Source organism: Maribacter sp. HS (genome assembly GCF_048059195.1).
Lineage (GTDB): Bacteria > Bacteroidota > Bacteroidia > Flavobacteriales > Flavobacteriaceae > Maribacter > Maribacter dokdonensis.
The window spans coordinates 643,600-661,398 of the sequence record NZ_JAYLVV010000004.1; the positions used below are offsets into that span (position 1 = coordinate 643,600).

At 34.5% G+C, this 17,799-nt stretch carries 13 protein-coding genes and 1 tRNA gene; 9 read left to right on the plus strand and 5 right to left on the minus strand.

All coding sequences use genetic code 11. The features are described from left to right. Positions 1 to 93: 93 nt before the first annotated feature. Positions 94 to 1,578 carry a S10 family peptidase gene (locus VBZ51_RS12455; RefSeq protein WP_416577140.1) on the plus strand — a complete coding sequence of 495 codons (1,485 nt, stop codon included), beginning with the start codon at positions 94 to 96 and terminating at the stop codon, positions 1,576 to 1,578. Positions 1,579 to 1,582: 4 nt separating this feature from the next. Here the strand turns inward: VBZ51_RS12455 and VBZ51_RS12460 are convergent, their stop codons facing one another. Next, positions 1,583 to 2,038 (minus strand): hypothetical protein, encoded by a 456-nt coding sequence (locus VBZ51_RS12460; protein WP_416577141.1) that lies wholly within the window; start codon positions 2,036 to 2,038, stop codon positions 1,583 to 1,585. Between the two features lie 114 nt (positions 2,039 to 2,152). Here VBZ51_RS12460 and VBZ51_RS12465 point away from each other — a divergent pair, with 114 nt between their 5' ends. From VBZ51_RS12465 to VBZ51_RS12475, 3 genes are all read left to right on the plus strand, one after another. Then, positions 2,153 to 2,611 carry a hypothetical protein gene (locus VBZ51_RS12465; RefSeq protein ID WP_416577142.1) on the plus strand — a complete coding sequence of 153 codons (459 nt, stop codon included), beginning with the start codon at positions 2,153 to 2,155 and terminating at the stop codon, positions 2,609 to 2,611. 26 nt (positions 2,612 to 2,637) lie between these two features. Then, entirely contained in the window at positions 2,638 to 3,306 is a 669-nt protein-coding gene (locus VBZ51_RS12470; protein ID WP_416577199.1) for an SGNH/GDSL hydrolase family protein, read from the plus strand. A gap of 92 nt (positions 3,307 to 3,398) precedes the next feature. Next, on the plus strand, positions 3,399 to 4,949 hold the full coding sequence (locus VBZ51_RS12475) for a M28 family metallopeptidase (protein ID WP_416577143.1): 1,551 nt from the start codon (positions 3,399 to 3,401) through the stop codon (positions 4,947 to 4,949). 132 nt (positions 4,950 to 5,081) lie between these two features. On the opposite strand, the gene VBZ51_RS12480 is transcribed toward VBZ51_RS12475, so the two are convergent. After that, positions 5,082 to 5,157, minus strand: a tRNA-His gene (locus VBZ51_RS12480). Positions 5,158 to 5,303: 146 nt separating this feature from the next. On the opposite strand from VBZ51_RS12480, the gene VBZ51_RS12485 reads away from it, so the two are divergent. Next, positions 5,304 to 7,352, plus strand: a complete 2,049-nt coding sequence (locus VBZ51_RS12485) for a tetratricopeptide repeat protein (protein WP_416577144.1) — start codon at positions 5,304 to 5,306, stop codon at positions 7,350 to 7,352. Between the two features lie 208 nt (positions 7,353 to 7,560). Next, the gene (locus VBZ51_RS12490) at positions 7,561 to 9,663 is read left to right on the plus strand and encodes an ATP-binding protein (RefSeq protein ID WP_416577145.1); all 2,103 of its coding nucleotides are present in this window, start codon (positions 7,561 to 7,563) and stop codon (positions 9,661 to 9,663) included. Here VBZ51_RS12490 and bshB1 read toward each other — a convergent pair. Next, positions 9,660 to 10,376 (minus strand): bacillithiol biosynthesis deacetylase BshB1, encoded by a 717-nt coding sequence (bshB1, locus tag VBZ51_RS12495; RefSeq protein ID WP_416577146.1) that lies wholly within the window; start codon positions 10,374 to 10,376, stop codon positions 9,660 to 9,662. The two genes, VBZ51_RS12490 and bshB1, sit on opposite strands and share 4 nt — an antisense overlap. A gap of 34 nt (positions 10,377 to 10,410) precedes the next feature. Next, positions 10,411 to 11,562 carry a trans-sulfuration enzyme family protein gene (locus VBZ51_RS12500; protein WP_416577147.1) on the minus strand — a complete coding sequence of 384 codons (1,152 nt, stop codon included), beginning with the start codon at positions 11,560 to 11,562 and terminating at the stop codon, positions 10,411 to 10,413. Positions 11,563 to 11,863: 301 nt separating this feature from the next. Here VBZ51_RS12500 and VBZ51_RS12505 point away from each other — a divergent pair, with 301 nt between their 5' ends. Continuing rightward, positions 11,864 to 13,135 (plus strand): M14 family metallopeptidase, encoded by a 1,272-nt coding sequence (locus VBZ51_RS12505; protein ID WP_416577148.1) that lies wholly within the window; start codon positions 11,864 to 11,866, stop codon positions 13,133 to 13,135. Between the two features lie 70 nt (positions 13,136 to 13,205). On the opposite strand, the gene ccsA is transcribed toward VBZ51_RS12505, so the two are convergent. Beyond that, the gene (ccsA, locus tag VBZ51_RS12510) at positions 13,206 to 16,385 is read right to left on the minus strand and encodes a cytochrome c biogenesis protein CcsA (RefSeq protein ID WP_416577200.1); all 3,180 of its coding nucleotides are present in this window, start codon (positions 16,383 to 16,385) and stop codon (positions 13,206 to 13,208) included. A 138-nt stretch (positions 16,386 to 16,523) separates the two neighbouring features. Between ccsA and VBZ51_RS12515 the strand changes: the two genes are divergently transcribed. Both VBZ51_RS12515 and VBZ51_RS12520 read left to right on the plus strand, forming a co-directional pair. After that, a complete protein-coding gene (locus VBZ51_RS12515; protein ID WP_416577149.1) occupies positions 16,524 to 17,288 on the plus strand; it encodes a Rossmann-like and DUF2520 domain-containing protein in 765 nt (254 codons plus the stop codon). Continuing rightward, positions 17,272 to 17,799 carry a KdsC family phosphatase gene (locus tag VBZ51_RS12520; RefSeq protein ID WP_058102563.1) on the plus strand — a complete coding sequence of 176 codons (528 nt, stop codon included), beginning with the start codon at positions 17,272 to 17,274 and terminating at the stop codon, positions 17,797 to 17,799. Before VBZ51_RS12515 ends, VBZ51_RS12520 begins: the two co-directional genes overlap by 17 nt.

Consider the following 17,799-nt stretch of genomic DNA (forward strand, 5'->3'; position numbering starts at 1 on the left):
CGGATTTGACATTTAAAACTCAATAGGTCCGAACAACGAATAAAATAGCACAATTATGCTTATTTTCGTTTTACAACAGAACCTTATCAAACCATGAAAAAAATAGTACAATTTACCTTTTGTTTGGTCACTGCATTTGCCTTTGGCCAGTCTAGGGAATTACCCGTAGACACCGTTATCACAACACAACATAACGCTTCCATTAATGGCGCTAGTTTTTCGTACACCGCACAGACCGGGACCCAACCTGTATGGGATGAAAATGCAAAACCCATAGCCTCTTTACATTATACCTATTATACTAGAAACAACATCAAGGATCGTGCTGCAAGACCGCTATTGATTTCATTTAATGGTGGTCCAGGATCAGGTTCGGTATGGATGCATTTAGCGTATACCGGACCAAAGGTTTTAAAAATTGATGATGAAGGATATCCTGTTCAACCTTATGGTGTAAATGACAATCCACATTCAGTTTTAGATATTGCGGATATCGTTTATGTAAATCCTGTAAACACAGGTTATAGCAGAACTATCCCTGCAAGCGGAAAAGAAGTAGACCGCGACAAATTCTTTGGCATAAATGCCGATATTAAATATTTGGCAGAATGGCTGAACACCTTTGTAACCAGAAACAACAGATGGCGCTCGCCAAAATATATAATCGGGGAAAGTTATGGGGGCACACGTGTAATGGGTCTTTCTTTGGCTTTACAAAATCAACAATGGATGTATTTAAACGGTGTTATAATGGTTTCACCGGCTGATTATAAAGTGATACGCAATTCCGGACCTGTTGCCGAAGCAATAAACCTACCTTATTATACTGCAGCGGCATGGCATCACAAAGCTTTACCACCTGCCTTACAGAGTAAAGATCTTTTAGAAATTCTACCGGAGTCTGAAGCATATACAATTGATAAGTTAATACCGGCATTGGCTAAAGGAGGATTTTTAGAGGCTTCCGAAAAAGAGGCTGTAGCAGATAAAATGGCTTATTACTCAGGATTGAACAAAAAAGACATTCTTGACCACAACCTTTCCGTACCTACTTCTTTCTTTTGGAAAAATCTTTTAAAAGATAAAAGCGGACATACCGTAGGACGCTTAGATTCAAGATATTTGGGAATAGATAAACAACTATCTGGAACAAAGCCGGACTATAATTCTGAATTAACATCTTGGCTACATAGCTTTACCCCTGCCATTAACTATTACTTACAGGAAGAGTTAAATTTTAAGACCGATGTAAAATATAATATGTTCGGTCCGGTACACCCTTGGAACAATGACGATGACAACACCAGAGATAATTTAAGACAAGCAATGGCACAAAACCCATATTTAAATGTTTTGGTACAATCTGGCTATTATGATGGAGCTACCACCTACTTCAATGCAAAATATACCATGTGGCAAGTAGACCCGAGCGGACGCATGAAAGATAGATTTAGTTTTAAAGGATATCGTTCAGGTCATATGATGTACCTACGAAGAGAAGATTTAAAAACTGCAAATGATGATATTCGCGATTTCATAAATCGTACTATTGCAACAGGAAAAAGTGCAAAGTATTAGAAAACTACCTTTCTAGAACAGTACTGGACATTCCCAATACAAATAGCGAGTTGATCTCTGTTGTTTTTATTGGGAATTTCATTTGATGACGGTAATCTACAGTTTTTGTAGCATCTTTAAATAATTGCTCCCTTTTACATTGTTTTCTTTTTTTGAAAATATCAATTGTAGCACCAATTGTTACACCTCCCAATACGGTAGCTAACAAATCTTCATTGCTCCATCCTCCATATTGATTTTGATCAATGGCCTCTTTGGCCAAACCAATAAGCAAACTTCCACCAACTGCACCAACAAAAGTCCACGTTCTGTCTCCATCTGAAATTTCATTCGCAACCCCTGCCCCCACAAGACCATATAAATTACCTCCTAAGTAGTGAAGAACCTTATCTTGCTCAATTTGACCGTAAGCTTTGACAGCTAAAAATAGCAGAACAGAAATAGTTAGTATCTTTTTCATACTGCGCAAAGATAAAAATTCTAATAGATGCCCTAGGTTAAATAATGACAAGTAATAACCCGTCAAATTCATCATAGGTCAATTTTATATTATCTTAGGATTTTAAATTAGAATATGGAAATAAAAAGTTTTATCAAAAGTCTTACAATAATGCACCTATTCCTATTAATAGGCTTAAGCATTTTTACCCTTTGGGTATTTTTACAGATCAATTCTTTTAATACGAGTACTGCAGGGCAAGGGGTCTTTTTATACATGGTACCCGTATTTGCAATGTTAGGGTATTTTGGCAGTCAATGGATCTTCAAAAAAATGACTTCCAATATTAAATCAGAAAGTCGTTTAGAAGAAAAGCTAAAAAAGTATCAATCGGCTTTACATATCAAATATGCCCTTATTGAAATCCCTGCCTTCATAGGATTGTTTGCATATTACAATACCGCCAATGCCCTTCCATTGGTCATTTCTGTGTGCTTATTAGCCTATTTGGCAGCGCAAAGACCAAATAAGGCGAATATTATAAACAACATCCCATTAAAATCTGAAGAAAAAGAACAAATTCAACAATCATAATAAAGATGAATAGAATAAAAACAATAATGTTTACCTATATGCTATCTATTTTAGGATTAACCTCTGTAAATGCACAAGATTGGCCTGATCTAAATCATTTTAAAGCTGCTAATGACACAATAGAACAAGCCAAAGAAAACGAAAACCGGGTGGTGTTTATGGGCAATTCCATTACAATAGGTTGGCTAAAAACGCGTCCGGAGTTTTTTAAGGGCAAGCCCTATATTAATCGCGGTATCAGTGGTCAAACTACGCCACAAATGTTAATACGATTTAGACAAGATGTCATTGATCTTAAACCAAAAGTGGTAACAATATTGGCAGGAACCAATGATATAGCAGGTAATACAGGGCCATCTACCCTAAAAATGATTATGGACAATATTAAAGGCATGGCAGAAATGGCGCATGCAAATGACATTAAGGTAATTCTTTCCTCTACCTTACCGGCCTACGATTATCCTTGGAAGCCAGGTTTAGAACCTGCTGGAAAAATTATTAAGCTTAATGAGATGATAAAAGAATATGCCAATACGCATGGTCATATCTATTTAGATTATTTTTCAAAAATGGTTGATGAGCGTAATGGACTTCCTAAGAAATATGCCAGAGATGAAGTACACCCAACAGCTGAAGGCTATATGGTTATGGAGCCATTAGTTGAAGCGGCTATCTCTGAAGCTTTAAAAAATTAAAGCTTTTAATAAGCAGGTAATCTTATTGTTGAATACAACAATTGAAACCAACTAAGATTTAATTATTTTTGATAAATTTTGATCACTATAAAATGAAAAAAACACTATTCTTATTGGTCGCAACGGCCTTATCTTGTAATTCTTCCCAAAAAACCATTAAAGAAAACGCTTCTGAAGAACCACAAATTGCATCTGAAATTACTTACGCAGAAACAATTACCGAAGCTGAATTAAAAGATCATCTATATATCTATGCATCGGATGAGTTTGAAGGTAGGGAAACCGGACAACCAGGTCAGAAAAAAGCAATAGCCTACTTAAAGGCCGAATATGAAAAGTTAGGTATTCCTGCAGCAAAAGAAGATGGCAACTATTTTCAAGAAGTACCTTTAGAGATAAGTAAACTACCTATAGGTAAACTAAGCTTGAACAATACGGATTTTATCATAGGAGAACACGTACTTACTTTTGCTGATGCAAATTCTTCAAATGATGAAATTGTTTATATAGGTTATGGTATTGATGATACGATATACTCTAGTTATGACAATGTAGATGTTACAGATAAAATTGTACTATTAAAATCTGGTGAACCCATAAAAGAAGATGGTACTTACGTTATTTCAGGCACTTCAGAAAAATCTATTTGGAGCAATATGTCAGAGTCATTGACCAAGCGTATACAAATTGCAGTTGACAAAGGTGCCAAGGGAGTACTATATTACGATAAGGACAATTTCAGCAGATTTAAACGCAGATTTGAATCTATGAAGCAAAACAACAGTGGTAGAATGGAAGTTGTAAATAATGACGCCCCTGAGTTTTACAGTTTGTTTATAGACCAAACCCTTGCAGAAAGTATTTTACCGACAATAGAAAAAGAAAACGATTCTAAAGTTTTAACTGAAAAATTGACTTTGAATTTTGAAAGTTCTAATGACAAGGTCTCTTCAGAGAATGTTGTTGCCATCATAAAAGGTTCAGAAAAACCAAATGAATTTTTAGTGATATCTTCTCATTTAGACCATATTGGCGTAAGTGGTGATGGTCAAATAAATAATGGAGCAGATGACGACGGATCGGGTACTGTTGCCCTATTGGAAATTGCAGAAGCCTTTAAAAATGCAGCCGATGCAGGTAAGGGACCAAAAAGGTCTATAGTATTCTTACATGTCACTGGTGAAGAAAAAGGACTATTGGGATCTCAATATTACACTGATGTTGACCCTATTGTGCCTCTAGAGCAAACCGTAGCCAATTTAAATATTGACATGATCGGTAGAATTGACCCAAAACGTGAAGGAGACAGAAATTATATTTACTTAATAGGTTCTGATAAGCTTAGTATTGAATTACACAACCTATCAGAAGAAGTGAATAAGAAATTCATGAATATTGAATTGGACTATACCTATAATGACGAAAACGACCCTAATCGTTTTTACTATAGAAGTGACCACTACAATTTTGCTAAAAATAATATTCCCATCATATTTTATTTTAATGGTACGCATGCTGACTATCACAAACCAAGTGATACACCAGATAAAATCAATTATGATCTATTGGAGAACAGAACTAGATTAGTATTTTACACTGCTTGGGAAATAGCCAATAGAGAGCAAAAATTAAAGGTAGATTAAGCATCAGCCTATTTAAATTTAATAAGCCTGGCACTTTGTGTCAGGCTTATTTTTTTTGCATAAAAAACTGACAGCCAACACCTATAAAACAAAAAAGTCTTGGAATAAATCCAAGACTTTCTATCTGCTTTAGGGTGGAAGACCGGGTTCGAACCGGCGACCCTCGGTACCACAAACCGATGCTCTAACCAGCTGAGCTACAACCACCATTTGTAAGCGAGTGCAAAGATAATTTTTTTCTTTAGTTCTAACAAATAATAAATTGAAATTTGAAGAAATAAATAATTTTAATAAACGTTTAATTAATTTATTTATAACTTGAAGTTTTAAATAAAACAACCTACTTAGCCCCTAATGCGTTCTAAATCAAATTATAAATATAATTTTTTACTCATTGCATTAATATGCCTAAGTTATTCTACCTCTTTTTCTCAAATTGATAGTGTTCAATTTTATAAATTAAAAATTTCTGAATTAACAGGAGGACCAGACTTTACTGAAGACAATACCGCATATATTGATAACCTAAATTACTTATCCTATTATTCAAGGTTAATTGAGCAAGACTCCATGCTCGTTTATTCTGAAAAGGCACTTGAACTAAGTTTAAAGAACAACTACAAACAAGGAGAGCTAGAAGCTTTGACCAATTTAGCAACTTTATTTCTTTATACTGGGGATACCAATAAATCAATAGAATATGCATTACAGGTCATTGAAAGTCCCTTATTGTCGACTTACCCAAAAACTGAAATGAAGGTCTACAATGTACAAGGACAGGCTAGTTTTTTCAAGCAAGATTACCCTGCCACATATGCTAATTTTTTACATGCACTTTCAATTGCAGAAAAACAAAACGATTTGTTTTTTCTGTTTAGAATGAACATGAATTTAGGCACAATTTTCAGCAAATTGGAAAATTATAACGAAGCTTTGGCATATTACGACAAGGCATTAGAAGTGACCCAAAATTTAAAGGATCCTACTAAAGATGTAATGCTATTAAGTAATCTAGCATATTTAAACATTAAACTAAACAATTTAGATGAAGCAAAAATTCACCTAGATAAATGTTTAAAGTTATTTGAGAGTCAAACCAATAAAACATGGCTGGCTTGGACACAATATACACTAGGGTATTATAATCAAGCAAAAAATAACTTTAACACCGCTTTAGATTATTATAAAAAAGCATTGGTGCTGCATGAAAACTTTAACGATGTAAAAAGCAAAGCCGATATTATATACGGTATAGCTGGCACCTATCTAAGCAAGGACAACCTACCCTTGGCAGAAGAAAACATCTTAGAAAGTATAGCATTATATAAAGCATCTAATCACGATAGTGGCTTAGAACAAGCATATCGTATTCTATATCAAATTAAAAAACAGCAAAATGATGTTGCTGAATCTTTGAAGTATTTAGAGATGACCGAAAAATTATCATATGATAATTTCAAGAAAAAGAATACACGAAATTTAACTATGCTTAATGCACGATTAAATTATGAAAAGGAAACTGAAGAACTCAAAGCCCAAAGTGAGCTTGCACTAAGTCAACAACGCAAATACATTAAATGGGCATTAGCTGCACTACTTACATTGATTATAATAGTATTCATTATTTTAAATGCCAATAGACGAGAAAAAATATTAAATAAAAAACTGGCCAATCAGGCAAAAGTATTAAATGAGAATCAAAAAGCGCTTAAACAAATAAATCACAATCAGGATCGGTTATTCTCAATAGTTGGACACGATTTAAGGAGTCCAATTATATCCTTAAATGAAATATTGGGTCTTTACCTAGAAGACCCGGAAGGAAAAGAATACTTTGAGAAATTTGCTCCACAGTTAAAAGAAGATATTGAACAAGTGCAGTTTACTATGGACAATCTTTTACATTGGGGAAAAACACAAATGCAAGGTAGCACCGTAAATATTAAAAGTATATTAGTTAAAGAAGAACTAGATACAATTCTACAACTATATAGAAATGAAATTAAAAAGAAATCCATAGTTGTAAATAATCAAGTAGCTGCTAACCATAGTGTCTTTGCCGATTTACAACAATTTAATATCATTTTCAGAAACCTAATTAACAATGCCATTAAGTTTACCCCAAATAATGGCATGATTACGATTTCCACCAAAATAAAAAATAAGAACTTGGTTATTGAAGTGTCTGACACAGGCGTTGGAATGACAGAGACCGATGTTCAAAAGCTTTTTAGTTCTTCTGAAAATTTCTCTAGTTATGGTACAAACTCAGAAAAAGGTACCGGCTTAGGTCTAAGGCTTGTAAAAGCTATGGTTATTAAAAATAATGGAGAGATAATGGTAAAAAGCGAACCTAACAAAGGCAGCCAGTTTATTGTTGAGCTTCCCATAGATATCAATTAGAAAGAAACTTCTAAGTTCATTATAATTTGTTTACAAGAACATCACTAACAAAACCATATTTTGGGTTAATAATTCATCCTTGATTTAAGAAATCATCGACCAACTACACGTTTAAGACGTTAAAACACACAATAAAGCGCATTTCACAACATTTATTCTATATCCCTAGCCTACTAACCTAATTTTAAACCAAGTTATAGGGATTACCATGAATTTTAGCAGAATAACCTCAAGTTTAAAATACAACCTACTAAAGGGTTGGCTTGGTGTGTTCTTATTTTCCTGCATTATAGCTCCTAAAGCCTTAGCTCAAAATACTAAAAGAGATACGCTACTGCAAGAAATAAAGGAATTTAGAAATTCTAATGTTTTCGATACCAGAGATACACTATATATTCATAATTTAATAAATCTTGCCACTGAACATCGCTATCATAATCTTGACAGTCTTTTAATTTTAAGTAAACAAAGTCTTGATTTAAGCAAAAAATCCAAATATGTAAATGGTGAGATAAGTTCTCTTCACGCCATTGGAGGTTACTATTCTGATAAAGGCAAAATAGACCAAGCAATTACCTATTTTGAAAAAGCCTATCAGCTTGCCAAAAAAAATAATGACAATTCTATTTTAATCATTAGAACGTTAAATGATTTGGCCAAAGAATATGGTTACAAAGGAGATTATTCAAAAGCTTTAAAATGGTACTTGGCAACCATTGAAATAGCCGAAAAAAACAATGATAAAAATTCCATTTCCATTGTAAATGACAACATTGCGCATTTATACCTTGAACAAAAAGATTATGAACAAGCTATGGTCTTTTTACAAAAATCAAAAGCAATACATGAAGAAGTAGGTAACCCAATTTTTATGGCCGAGACCTTAAGTAATATCGCATCTACTTACGCAGATATGAATGAGCTTGAATATGCCATGTACAATATCAACATAAGTATTGCAACTTTTGAAAAAGAAAAAATTCTAGAATGGCTTGCGTTCTGTTATGAAATTAAAGGCAAAATCTATTTAAAAAAGAACAAGAATACTTGGGCGCTTTATTGGTATAAACAAAGCGAATTATTACATAAAGAAATAGAGGATGACCGTGCCAAAATAGACCTCTTAATTGGTATGACCGAGGCTTACATGAACCAAAGTAAAGATAGTATTGCCGAGGCTTATGCCTTAAATGCTTTTGATCTATCAAAAAAAATTGGGCTTAGAACCGGAATTAAGAACAGCGCTAAGAAATTAGCACAATTACATAAGAAGAAAAAAGATTTTGAAAAATCATTATGGTATCATGAAATTTATCAGGTAACCTATGAATCATTAACGCAAACCGGAAATGAAAAAGCATTGAATATGCTTAAAACAAAAATGGAATATGATCAACAAAAACAACAGTTGATCGATGATAATGAAAAAGCATTGGCAAAGCAGAAGATATTTGTATACGTAGCCATTATTATTCTCATCATTTTTGCCATTATTATGTTCATAATTCATAGAAATGAACAACAGCAGAAAAAATTAAATCTTGAGTTAAGAAATAAAAAATCTGATTTAGAAGAGAAACAAGCCTATTTAAATGAGTTAAACCAAACCAAAAACAAATTATTCTCCATAATTGGTCACGACCTTAGAGGACCAATTGGGGCTTTTCAAGGTCTTTTGAAATTATTCAAAGAAGGGGAAATGACCAAGGAAGAATTCTTGAATTTTGTACCCAAGCTAAAGGTAGATATTGATACTATTTCGTTTACTCTAAACAACCTACTTTCGTGGGGTCAAACGCAAATGAACGGTTCTGTTACAAAACATGCTACCACACAATTAGATAGCATTGTAGAAGAAAATGTAGCTTTGTTATCCGAAATTGCCGAATCTAAATCTATTTCAATAGTCAATAGAATTGAACCCAATTGTCAAATTTGGTGTGATCCCAACCAAATAGACATTATTATAAGAAACTTACTGAGCAATGCCCTTAAGTTTACTCCTAACAACGGGCAAATTGTGATAGGCGCCATTCAAAAAATCAAGACCTGTGAAATTTATGTAAAGGATAATGGTATGGGCATGAGCGAAGATATCATCAGTAAATTGTTCGAAAAAGATTCCAACCACACCACTTATGGTACAAATGATGAAAAAGGCACCGGACTTGGACTTTCCCTTTGTAAAGAAATGGTTGAAAAAAATAATGGTAAAATTTGGGTACACAGTGCTTTGGGCAAAGGCTCAAGTTTTTACTTCACCGTACCCAGGGTTCAACAACCACAAAAACAATATAAAGAGTCTGCTTAAATCAAGTTATCAAGAGAATCTACAGCTACCAATCTTTCTACTGTAAATCCTTCTGCATAATCGACACCGACCAATCTACCTAAGTCTTCTGCCCTATACTTAACGCTTTGTATAAAAGTTTTGCTACTTATTGGCGTTTCTGGCTCATTACTATTAGGGTCGTGAAATTGAGAGGCATATGCCAGAATTGAATTGATTTTTTCTTCCATATAGCCACTAATATCCACCACAAAATCTGGTGTAATATTTTTCCATTGTATATAATGGTAAACTTGTTTAGGTCTCCATTCTTTTTGGTTATCCTCCCCAACTGTTGTTTCTATTCTTCTCAACCCACTTAAAAAACAGGCGTCACTGACCAACTTACTTCCTTTACCATGGTCTATATGTCTATCATCAATAGCATTGCATAAAACGGTATTAGGCTGGTATTTACGTATCATTTTTATGACTTCCAGTTGATGCTCCTCATCATTAACGAAAAAACCATCTCTAAACTTTAAATTTTCTCGCACAGCTACACCTAAAACTTTTGCAGCAGCAGCAGATTCCTTATCACGTATCTCAGCAGAACCTCTTGTGCCCAATTCACCACGTGTTAAATCTACTATACCTACTTTTTTTCCAAGTGCTATTTCTTTTGCAATGGTACCTCCTGCCCCAAGTTCAGCATCATCAGGGTGTGCTCCAAAAACCAAAATATCCAATTTCATTTTATATTCTTTCTTAGTACTACTAATTATTAATTTATTTAATGGAATTCAATGCTTGTTGAATATCTTTCTTTAAGTCTTCTATTTCCTCAATTCCTAACGAAAAACGAATTAATCCGTCGGAAATACCTTGTTCAGCCCTTACTTCTGCACTCATTAAGGCGTGTGATGTTTGTGTTGGGGATAACACAGTACTTTCTACACCTGCCAAACTCATTGATGGTTTTATTAGGCTCAAAGCTTTTTGAAACTTTGAAGAATCTAATTTTTCATTCAATTCAAATGACAACATACCACCATATCCTTTCATTTGTTTTTTGGCAATATCGTGATCTATATGTGTTGGTAAACCAGGATAATATACTTTTTCAACCTCTTCCAATCCCTCTAAAAAAGTTGCCATTGCCAAAGCATTTTCATTTTGCGCTTTAACGCGTATGCCCATTGTTTTCATACTTCTTTCTAGCAACCATACCGTATAATCACTTAAACTTCCTCCAAAATTCTTCGCCAATTGAAAAATGCGGTCCATATTTTCTGTTGTTGAGGCGACTGCACCTGCACAAATATCCGAATGCCCACCCATATATTTGGTTGCACTATGAATTACGATATCAATTCCAAAAACAATAGGGTTTTGATTTACCGGACTAGCAAAAGTATTATCTATCATGGTTATTAAACCATGTTTTTTAGCCAGGGCCGCTATTGCCTCTAAATCTGTTATGGTCAATAAAGGATTAGATGGCGTTTCTATATAAATAACTTTGGTATTTGCCTTTATTTCTGCCTCAAAAGCATCGGCGTTCCATCCTGATGTAAAAGAGTATTCAATACCGTATTTAGAAAACTCCTCGTTAATTAAATTATAGGTTCCCCCATAAAGCGTCTGCTGTAGCACTACATGATCACCAGCACCCAAAAACGCTAATAGAGAGGTGCTTACAGCTGCCATTCCACTACCAAATATCAGTGCAGATTCTGCATGCTCCAACGCTGCGATCTTTTTACAAAGACCTTCTTGATTGGGTGTATTAAAATATCTTGGATAGCGTTTTACATCAACATCTTCATAGGCGTAAGAAGTACTCATATATAGTGGAGAAACTGCGCCTTTGTGCTGCTTATCTTCTAATTCACCCACATGGGTACAAATAGTATTTAATCCTTTTATCTTCGAATTCATATGCAAAAATTATAAAAAATAAAGGTAAGGAAATTGAACGTAATGACACCCTTAACTTATACCTTACCAAATTAGATAAAACAAAAAACCAACCAACATTATTCGCCCTTTACAATCATTCACAAGCAACTTATATTCATTAAAATTTAATAGAGTGATGCTCGTATTAAGAATTATTGAAAAGTTGCAATTAAACTGTAATTCATGAGTTCATTTTTCTTTTTTGTTGATAGATTTATAATGAATAATGTAGGTTAGTCTTCAAAATAAATAGACTAGGTTTAAAGAATACCAAAGAATTATGAAAAAAACGATAATTACCGTAGTGATCTGTATGTTGATTTTATCTTGTAAAAATCAAGAACCTATTGCCAAGGGATATCAAGGACAAGGTAAAAGTGCAGTGGTATCTACCCTATCCAAACCAGTACAAAAGCAATGGAAAGGCGTATGGACTTTTGATCATGAAACTGTATTCTTTAGCAATGACTTTGAAAGCGGAAGATTAAACGGAGTTACTTTTGATGGCAACGATCACTACACCACTTTGATTAATGCTGAGAATACACCTGTTAATGTGAGCCCGTGGTATGCATTTAAAGTGTGGTCTAACACTCCAAAGACCATAACAATAAAAATGACCTATCAAGATTCACGTAGTAGATACTACCCTAAAATTAGTACAGATGGATTGCATTTTACACCATTGGACAGCACCAATTTTACCAGTATCAACCAAGGTTCTGGCTCATTTGGTATAAAGGCAGTACCGGAAATGGTAGAAATAAAAGTAAATATAGACAAATCCCCTACTTATATTACAGCACAAGAACTTTACGGATCTACTAGGGTAAAAAGTTGGATTGATTCATTAGCTACCAAAGACTTTATTTCAACCTACGAAATTGGCAAAAGCAAAGAACAAAGAGCAATGAATTTAATGGAAGTGAGCACTGGAGACCACAAAAAAGCCGTTATGGTCATTTCTAGACAACATCCGCCAGAGGTTACCGGTTTTCTTGCCATGAAATCATTTATTGAAACTTTGAGCGGAGATTCTCCAAAGGCCCAAAAATTTAGAGATAACTATGACTTGTTCGTAGTTCCGTTAATGAATCCTGATGGGGTAGACAATGGACATTGGAGACACAATATGGGCGGAATTGATTTAAACCGAGATTGGCAAGATTTCAATCAACCCGAAACACAAAGCGTAAGAGACTTTCTTGTAAAAAAGGAATCTGAGGGTTATGAATTTGTTTTTGGTGCAGATTTTCATTCCACCTGGGACGATATTTACTATCCAATAGATTCTACGATTACCGGTAATAAAGGCAAAATTGTATTCGACTGGATAAATAATATAACCAATAGACTACCACAGAAGCATACCAATGTAAAGCCATCAACAGAAATAAAACCAACAATGGTATCTAGAAATTACTTTTACGTTAACCACCATATGCCGGCCATAGTTTTTGAATTAGGCGATAATACGCCTAGAGATTTTTTAAAGGAAAAAGGAAAGGTAGCAGCCGAAGAATTAATGGATTTATTGGATAATAAAGATTAAAATTAACGAGTAACTAAAAACAAAAAGCCTCATGGAAATTTCCATGAGGCTTTTTATACTATACTTATTTTTATTTACTATAATTAACTTTATATCTCCAAAAGCTAATTCCGCCCAGTACTAAAACTCCAGCAACTAAATAATATATAAATGTTGGCGTAATAACCTGTGCTCCACTTGCATAACTATGTAGACCTACCAGGTAAAAATTTACACCAAAATATGTCATCATAATACTACCAAAGGCAACAACGCTCATAAAGTTAAATGTCCATTTACCTCTAAGACCTGGCACTAATCTGGTGTGTATTACAAAGGCGTAGATCATTATGGAAATCAATGCCCAAGTTTCTTTTGGATCCCAACCCCAATAACGCCCCCAACTTTCATTGGCCCATTGACCACCTAAAAAGTTTCCTATGGTAAGCATCACAAGACCTGTGGTTAAGGCAAGTTCATTAATAATGGTCAATTCTTTGATATTGATTGCCATACGTTCTTTATTCTTTTTGGTAGTCAAAATCATTAAGATCAAGGATACCAGACCTAATATCATACCTACGGTCAAGGGACCATAACTACCCACAATTACCGCAACATGTATCATTAACCAATAACTGTCCAAAACTGGCTGTAAGTTGGCAATAGATGGATCGATCCAACTTTGGTGCGCTATCCACAATAACATTGAAGTAACAAATGCAGATGCTGCAAAAGTCATGTCACTTTTACGACCCAAGGCCCAGCCAATACCCATGGTTGCCCAGGCTACATATAGAATACTTTCATAAGCGTTACTCCAAGGTGCATGCCCAGAGATATACCAACGTAATATTAGACCAGCGGTATGCCAAATGAACAACAACATGATAGTTCCTTTGAAAAAATAAATTGCCACTCTCCAAATGGAACGATCTTTGAAAATTTGAAATATTAGAACAAAGAACATTAAAAGACCTACTAAGGCATAATATTGGTACAACCTATTAAAAATATTAAGCTTGTTGTAGATTACCTCTGTATCTATCTTCTGTTGAGATGGCAACACCTCACTACCATGGTTTAGCTGATTTTGATGAAATGCAGCCAATAATTTATCAGCAGAAGCATAGTCTCCACTTTGTTGCGCTTTACCTAACGTCATTAAATAATAAGGCATTGCATTTTTTACAAAATTCGCGTACAAAGAATCTCTAATCTCATACTGCCCACCCCTATATTCAACAGCTGAAATCCATTTATTATTTTCATCGTCCAACAATGGAAAAATCTTAACAATGTCTTGTCCTAAAGCCTGATTCAATAGACTTAATCGGATATTGGCATCCTTAAAATCTTGTTGAAATTTATTCGGATTGTTGGTAGCGGTAGCTTCTCTTAAAAAAGGTTCTAATTTGTACTGTCCTTTTTTATCAAAGAAATCAGTTGCTTTAACGTATTTCTGACCAGAAGGAATACCTATAATTTTTCTAATACTATCGTTTTGCGATTTCTTATCCAAGGCAATAAATTCGGTATTGTACCAAACCGCCGGATTCATCATCATTGAAAGTAAAATTTGATCAGATGTATATCCTAAATAAGAATCTTTTAAGCTTAGCTTTCGAAGGAGTTCAGATGAAAATGTATTGATAGGCTTCATACGCCCACCTTCATCTTGTATTACCAATTTACCAAACTTATCGGCATGGGCTTTACTGACCATACTAGCTTCAAGCAAAGAATCGATCTGCATTTTGCTTGGCGCCTGTTGGTGACCCTCTTCTGGTGTATGTTGTTCTTGAGCAAAAGAGGAGAATGATAATGTCATTAAAAGGGTAACAACACCAAACATTTTTTTCTTTTTAATTTTAAGCTTATCCAAAGAATCTGCTAAATCTTGAAAACGAGTTTTACCAAAGAACATAATTCCCATTAATCCTATATACAAAAGAAAATAACCAATGTAGGTGATCCAAGTTCCCCAAAAGTCATGATTTACAGATAATGTAGTCCCTTTTTCATCAGGGTCAAAACCAGATTGAAAAAAACGATAACCTTCATGGTCCAATACATGGTTCATAAAAATATCGTAATCAAAAGGTCTTTCATCTTCAATAGTCACCCTACTCATAAAAGAGGCATAACCTTTTTCTGTACCAGGATATTTTTCGGCGATAAAATCGTTCAATTTAATACCGAATGGCAACTCATGTACCTTAGATCCATATCTAATGGAAAAATTGAGTCCGCCTACATTAACCTTCTCACTAAAATCAGATGGCCCTTTGCTACCCAGCAATTTTATTTGTTTTGTTTCCCCATTGGCCGATACATCAAAAACAATGGCATCTTGATCCATTTTTGTTTTCTCATCTTCCGGAATTTCAACAATACCATATGAGCCTTGGGTAATAGAATCAGGTATTACAAATTGCATACCTGCCGTATTATACAAAGACCTTAACTGTAAAGGTTGTACACTGTCTTTAACCAAAACCCCTTGAAATTGGTCTGCCATTCGCATAAAATTACCATCAAAAGGAGCATAAATTTGATATAATGAATCGGTCGTCATAATATTGATTGCTCCATCTGTCTTATTATTCAGGGCAAATAACACATTATGAATACTAGAGACTTTACCATCTTCTAAAAAATGATCATGTCTTTCACCATCGCCAGCTTCAACAATTTTTAAAAACTTAGTTCCTTTTGGGTCCGGTAACAAGCCTTGTTTAGCTCCCTTTATAAATTCAACATAGGAAATTTCAAAATCTTCACCATTGAAATCGGCACTCCATGGTAAGTTAGACTTTATAGCTTCCGGAGTAACGATCAAATCGTCCTCTAAAATTTTTCTTCGAGGTTCACCGTCAATTTCACCGTCAACATAAACGGTTAAGTATGTTTTATCTGAGTAGAACACATTCTCTGTATTCCCCTCTCTTATAGGCATCATGCCCTCAAAACTAATGTAACGCGTTACAAAGGCACCAACAATGATCAAGACCCATGACAGGTGCAAAATTAGTACTGGCCACTTTTCCCATCTTAATAAACGGTATCTAGAAATATTACCAATAAAATTGATAACGAAGAACACCATTATAAGCTCAAACCACCAGGTATTATAAATCCAAATTCTAGCAGTTTCTGTACTATACCAGCTTTCAATAAAAGTACCGAATGCCATAGCCGTGGCAAAAACAATAAACAAAATGGACATTAAACGCGTAGAGAAGAATATTTTCTTGAACATTTCCGTCATGGAAGATAGGAGTTGATTTTCAAGTTGCAAAAATAAGGCCTTTTCACCATTTACGAATGACTTTTACCACTTTATAACGTCTTTGAAACTGTTAATTTTAATACAACAATAGATCTATAAACTTTGTACTTTTGCGACATGATATCCGTAATAATAGTTGGCACCGGTAATGTAGCGCAAAATCTTTATTATGCCCTACAACAAACCGATGGTGTTAATATTAAACAAGTAGTAGGTAGAAACAGCACTCACTTAGAATTTGTAAAAGATAAACTATTGGTGAATACGGACTATACCAATATACCAAATGCGGATATTTACCTTTTAGCAATTTCCGATGATGCTATTGGTACAGTAACAAGCTTTTTCAAGGATAAAAACGGACTCGTTGCCCATACCTCTGGAGCCACTTCCATTGCTGTTTTGAACGGGGTAAAAAGACCTGGCATATTTTATCCTTTACAAACCTTCACAAAAGGCAAAATAGTTTCATTTGCTTCTATACCTATCTGCATAGAAGCAGCTATTAAAACCGATATTGAATTATTGACCGATCTTGGCAATATCTTAAGCAATACCGTTGTCGAAATAAATTCTGAACAACGAAAAACACTACACGTTGCTGCCGTTTTCGTAAATAATTTCACCAATTATCTCTATACCTTAGGAGCTGAAATTTGTGAAGAACATCAAATTGATTTTAACCTTCTAAAACCATTAATTACAGAAACTGCCACTAAATTAAATGATTTATCTCCTTTACAAGCACAGACAGGACCTGCCAAAAGAGGTGATCTAAAAACATTACACAACCATTTACAACTATTAAAAAACAAACACCAAAGGGAATTATACACCCTTTTAAGCAACGCAATTAAAGAAAAACATGGAAAAGAGCTATAAAGAGTATTTAAAAGATATAACAACATTTATTTTCGATGTCGATGGTGTATTCACGGACGGCAGCCTGATGATTACCAGCAATGGAGAATTATTACGCAATATGAGTGTAAAAGACGGGTATGCTCTTAAAGTTGCCTTGAGCAAAGGTTATAATGTTTGTATTATTACTGGCGGCACCAATGAAGGGGTACGTACTAGACTAAGAGGTTTAGGAGTTACGGATATTTATATGGGAGCACATTATAAAATGGATGCTTTAGATGAGTATATGGATATATACCATATAGAAGCAGAAAATATTTTATATATGGGAGATGACATACCAGATATCCCCCCCATGAAAGCTGTTGCACTACCCACCTGCCCGCAAAACGCCGTAGCAGAAGTAAAGAATGTAAGCAAATACATATCTCACAAAAATGGTGGACATGGTTGCGTAAGAGATGTTATTGAGCAAGTTTTAAAAGTACGTGGCGATTGGACCAATCATTTTAGCGCAGCAAACGATTAG

Coding starts and splice junctions, on each gene's coding strand:
- VBZ51_RS12455 (WP_416577140.1), top strand. CDS start 94: ATGAAAAAAATAGTACAATTTACCTTTTGTTTGGTCACTGCATTTGCC.
- VBZ51_RS12460 (WP_416577141.1), bottom strand. CDS start 2,038: ATGAAAAAGATACTAACTATTTCTGTTCTGCTATTTTTAGCTGTCAAA.
- VBZ51_RS12465 (WP_416577142.1), top strand. CDS start 2,153: ATGGAAATAAAAAGTTTTATCAAAAGTCTTACAATAATGCACCTATTC.
- VBZ51_RS12470 (WP_416577199.1), top strand. CDS start 2,638: ATGTTTACCTATATGCTATCTATTTTAGGATTAACCTCTGTAAATGCA.
- VBZ51_RS12475 (WP_416577143.1), top strand. CDS start 3,399: ATGAAAAAAACACTATTCTTATTGGTCGCAACGGCCTTATCTTGTAAT.
- VBZ51_RS12485 (WP_416577144.1), top strand. CDS start 5,304: ATGCGTTCTAAATCAAATTATAAATATAATTTTTTACTCATTGCATTA.
- VBZ51_RS12490 (WP_416577145.1), top strand. CDS start 7,561: ATGAATTTTAGCAGAATAACCTCAAGTTTAAAATACAACCTACTAAAG.
- bshB1 (WP_416577146.1), bottom strand. CDS start 10,376: ATGAAATTGGATATTTTGGTTTTTGGAGCACACCCTGATGATGCTGAA.
- VBZ51_RS12500 (WP_416577147.1), bottom strand. CDS start 11,562: ATGAATTCGAAGATAAAAGGATTAAATACTATTTGTACCCATGTGGGT.
- VBZ51_RS12505 (WP_416577148.1), top strand. CDS start 11,864: ATGAAAAAAACGATAATTACCGTAGTGATCTGTATGTTGATTTTATCT.
- ccsA (WP_416577200.1), bottom strand. CDS start 16,385: ATGACGGAAATGTTCAAGAAAATATTCTTCTCTACGCGTTTAATGTCC.
- VBZ51_RS12515 (WP_416577149.1), top strand. CDS start 16,524: ATGATATCCGTAATAATAGTTGGCACCGGTAATGTAGCGCAAAATCTT.
- VBZ51_RS12520 (WP_058102563.1), top strand. CDS start 17,272: ATGGAAAAGAGCTATAAAGAGTATTTAAAAGATATAACAACATTTATT.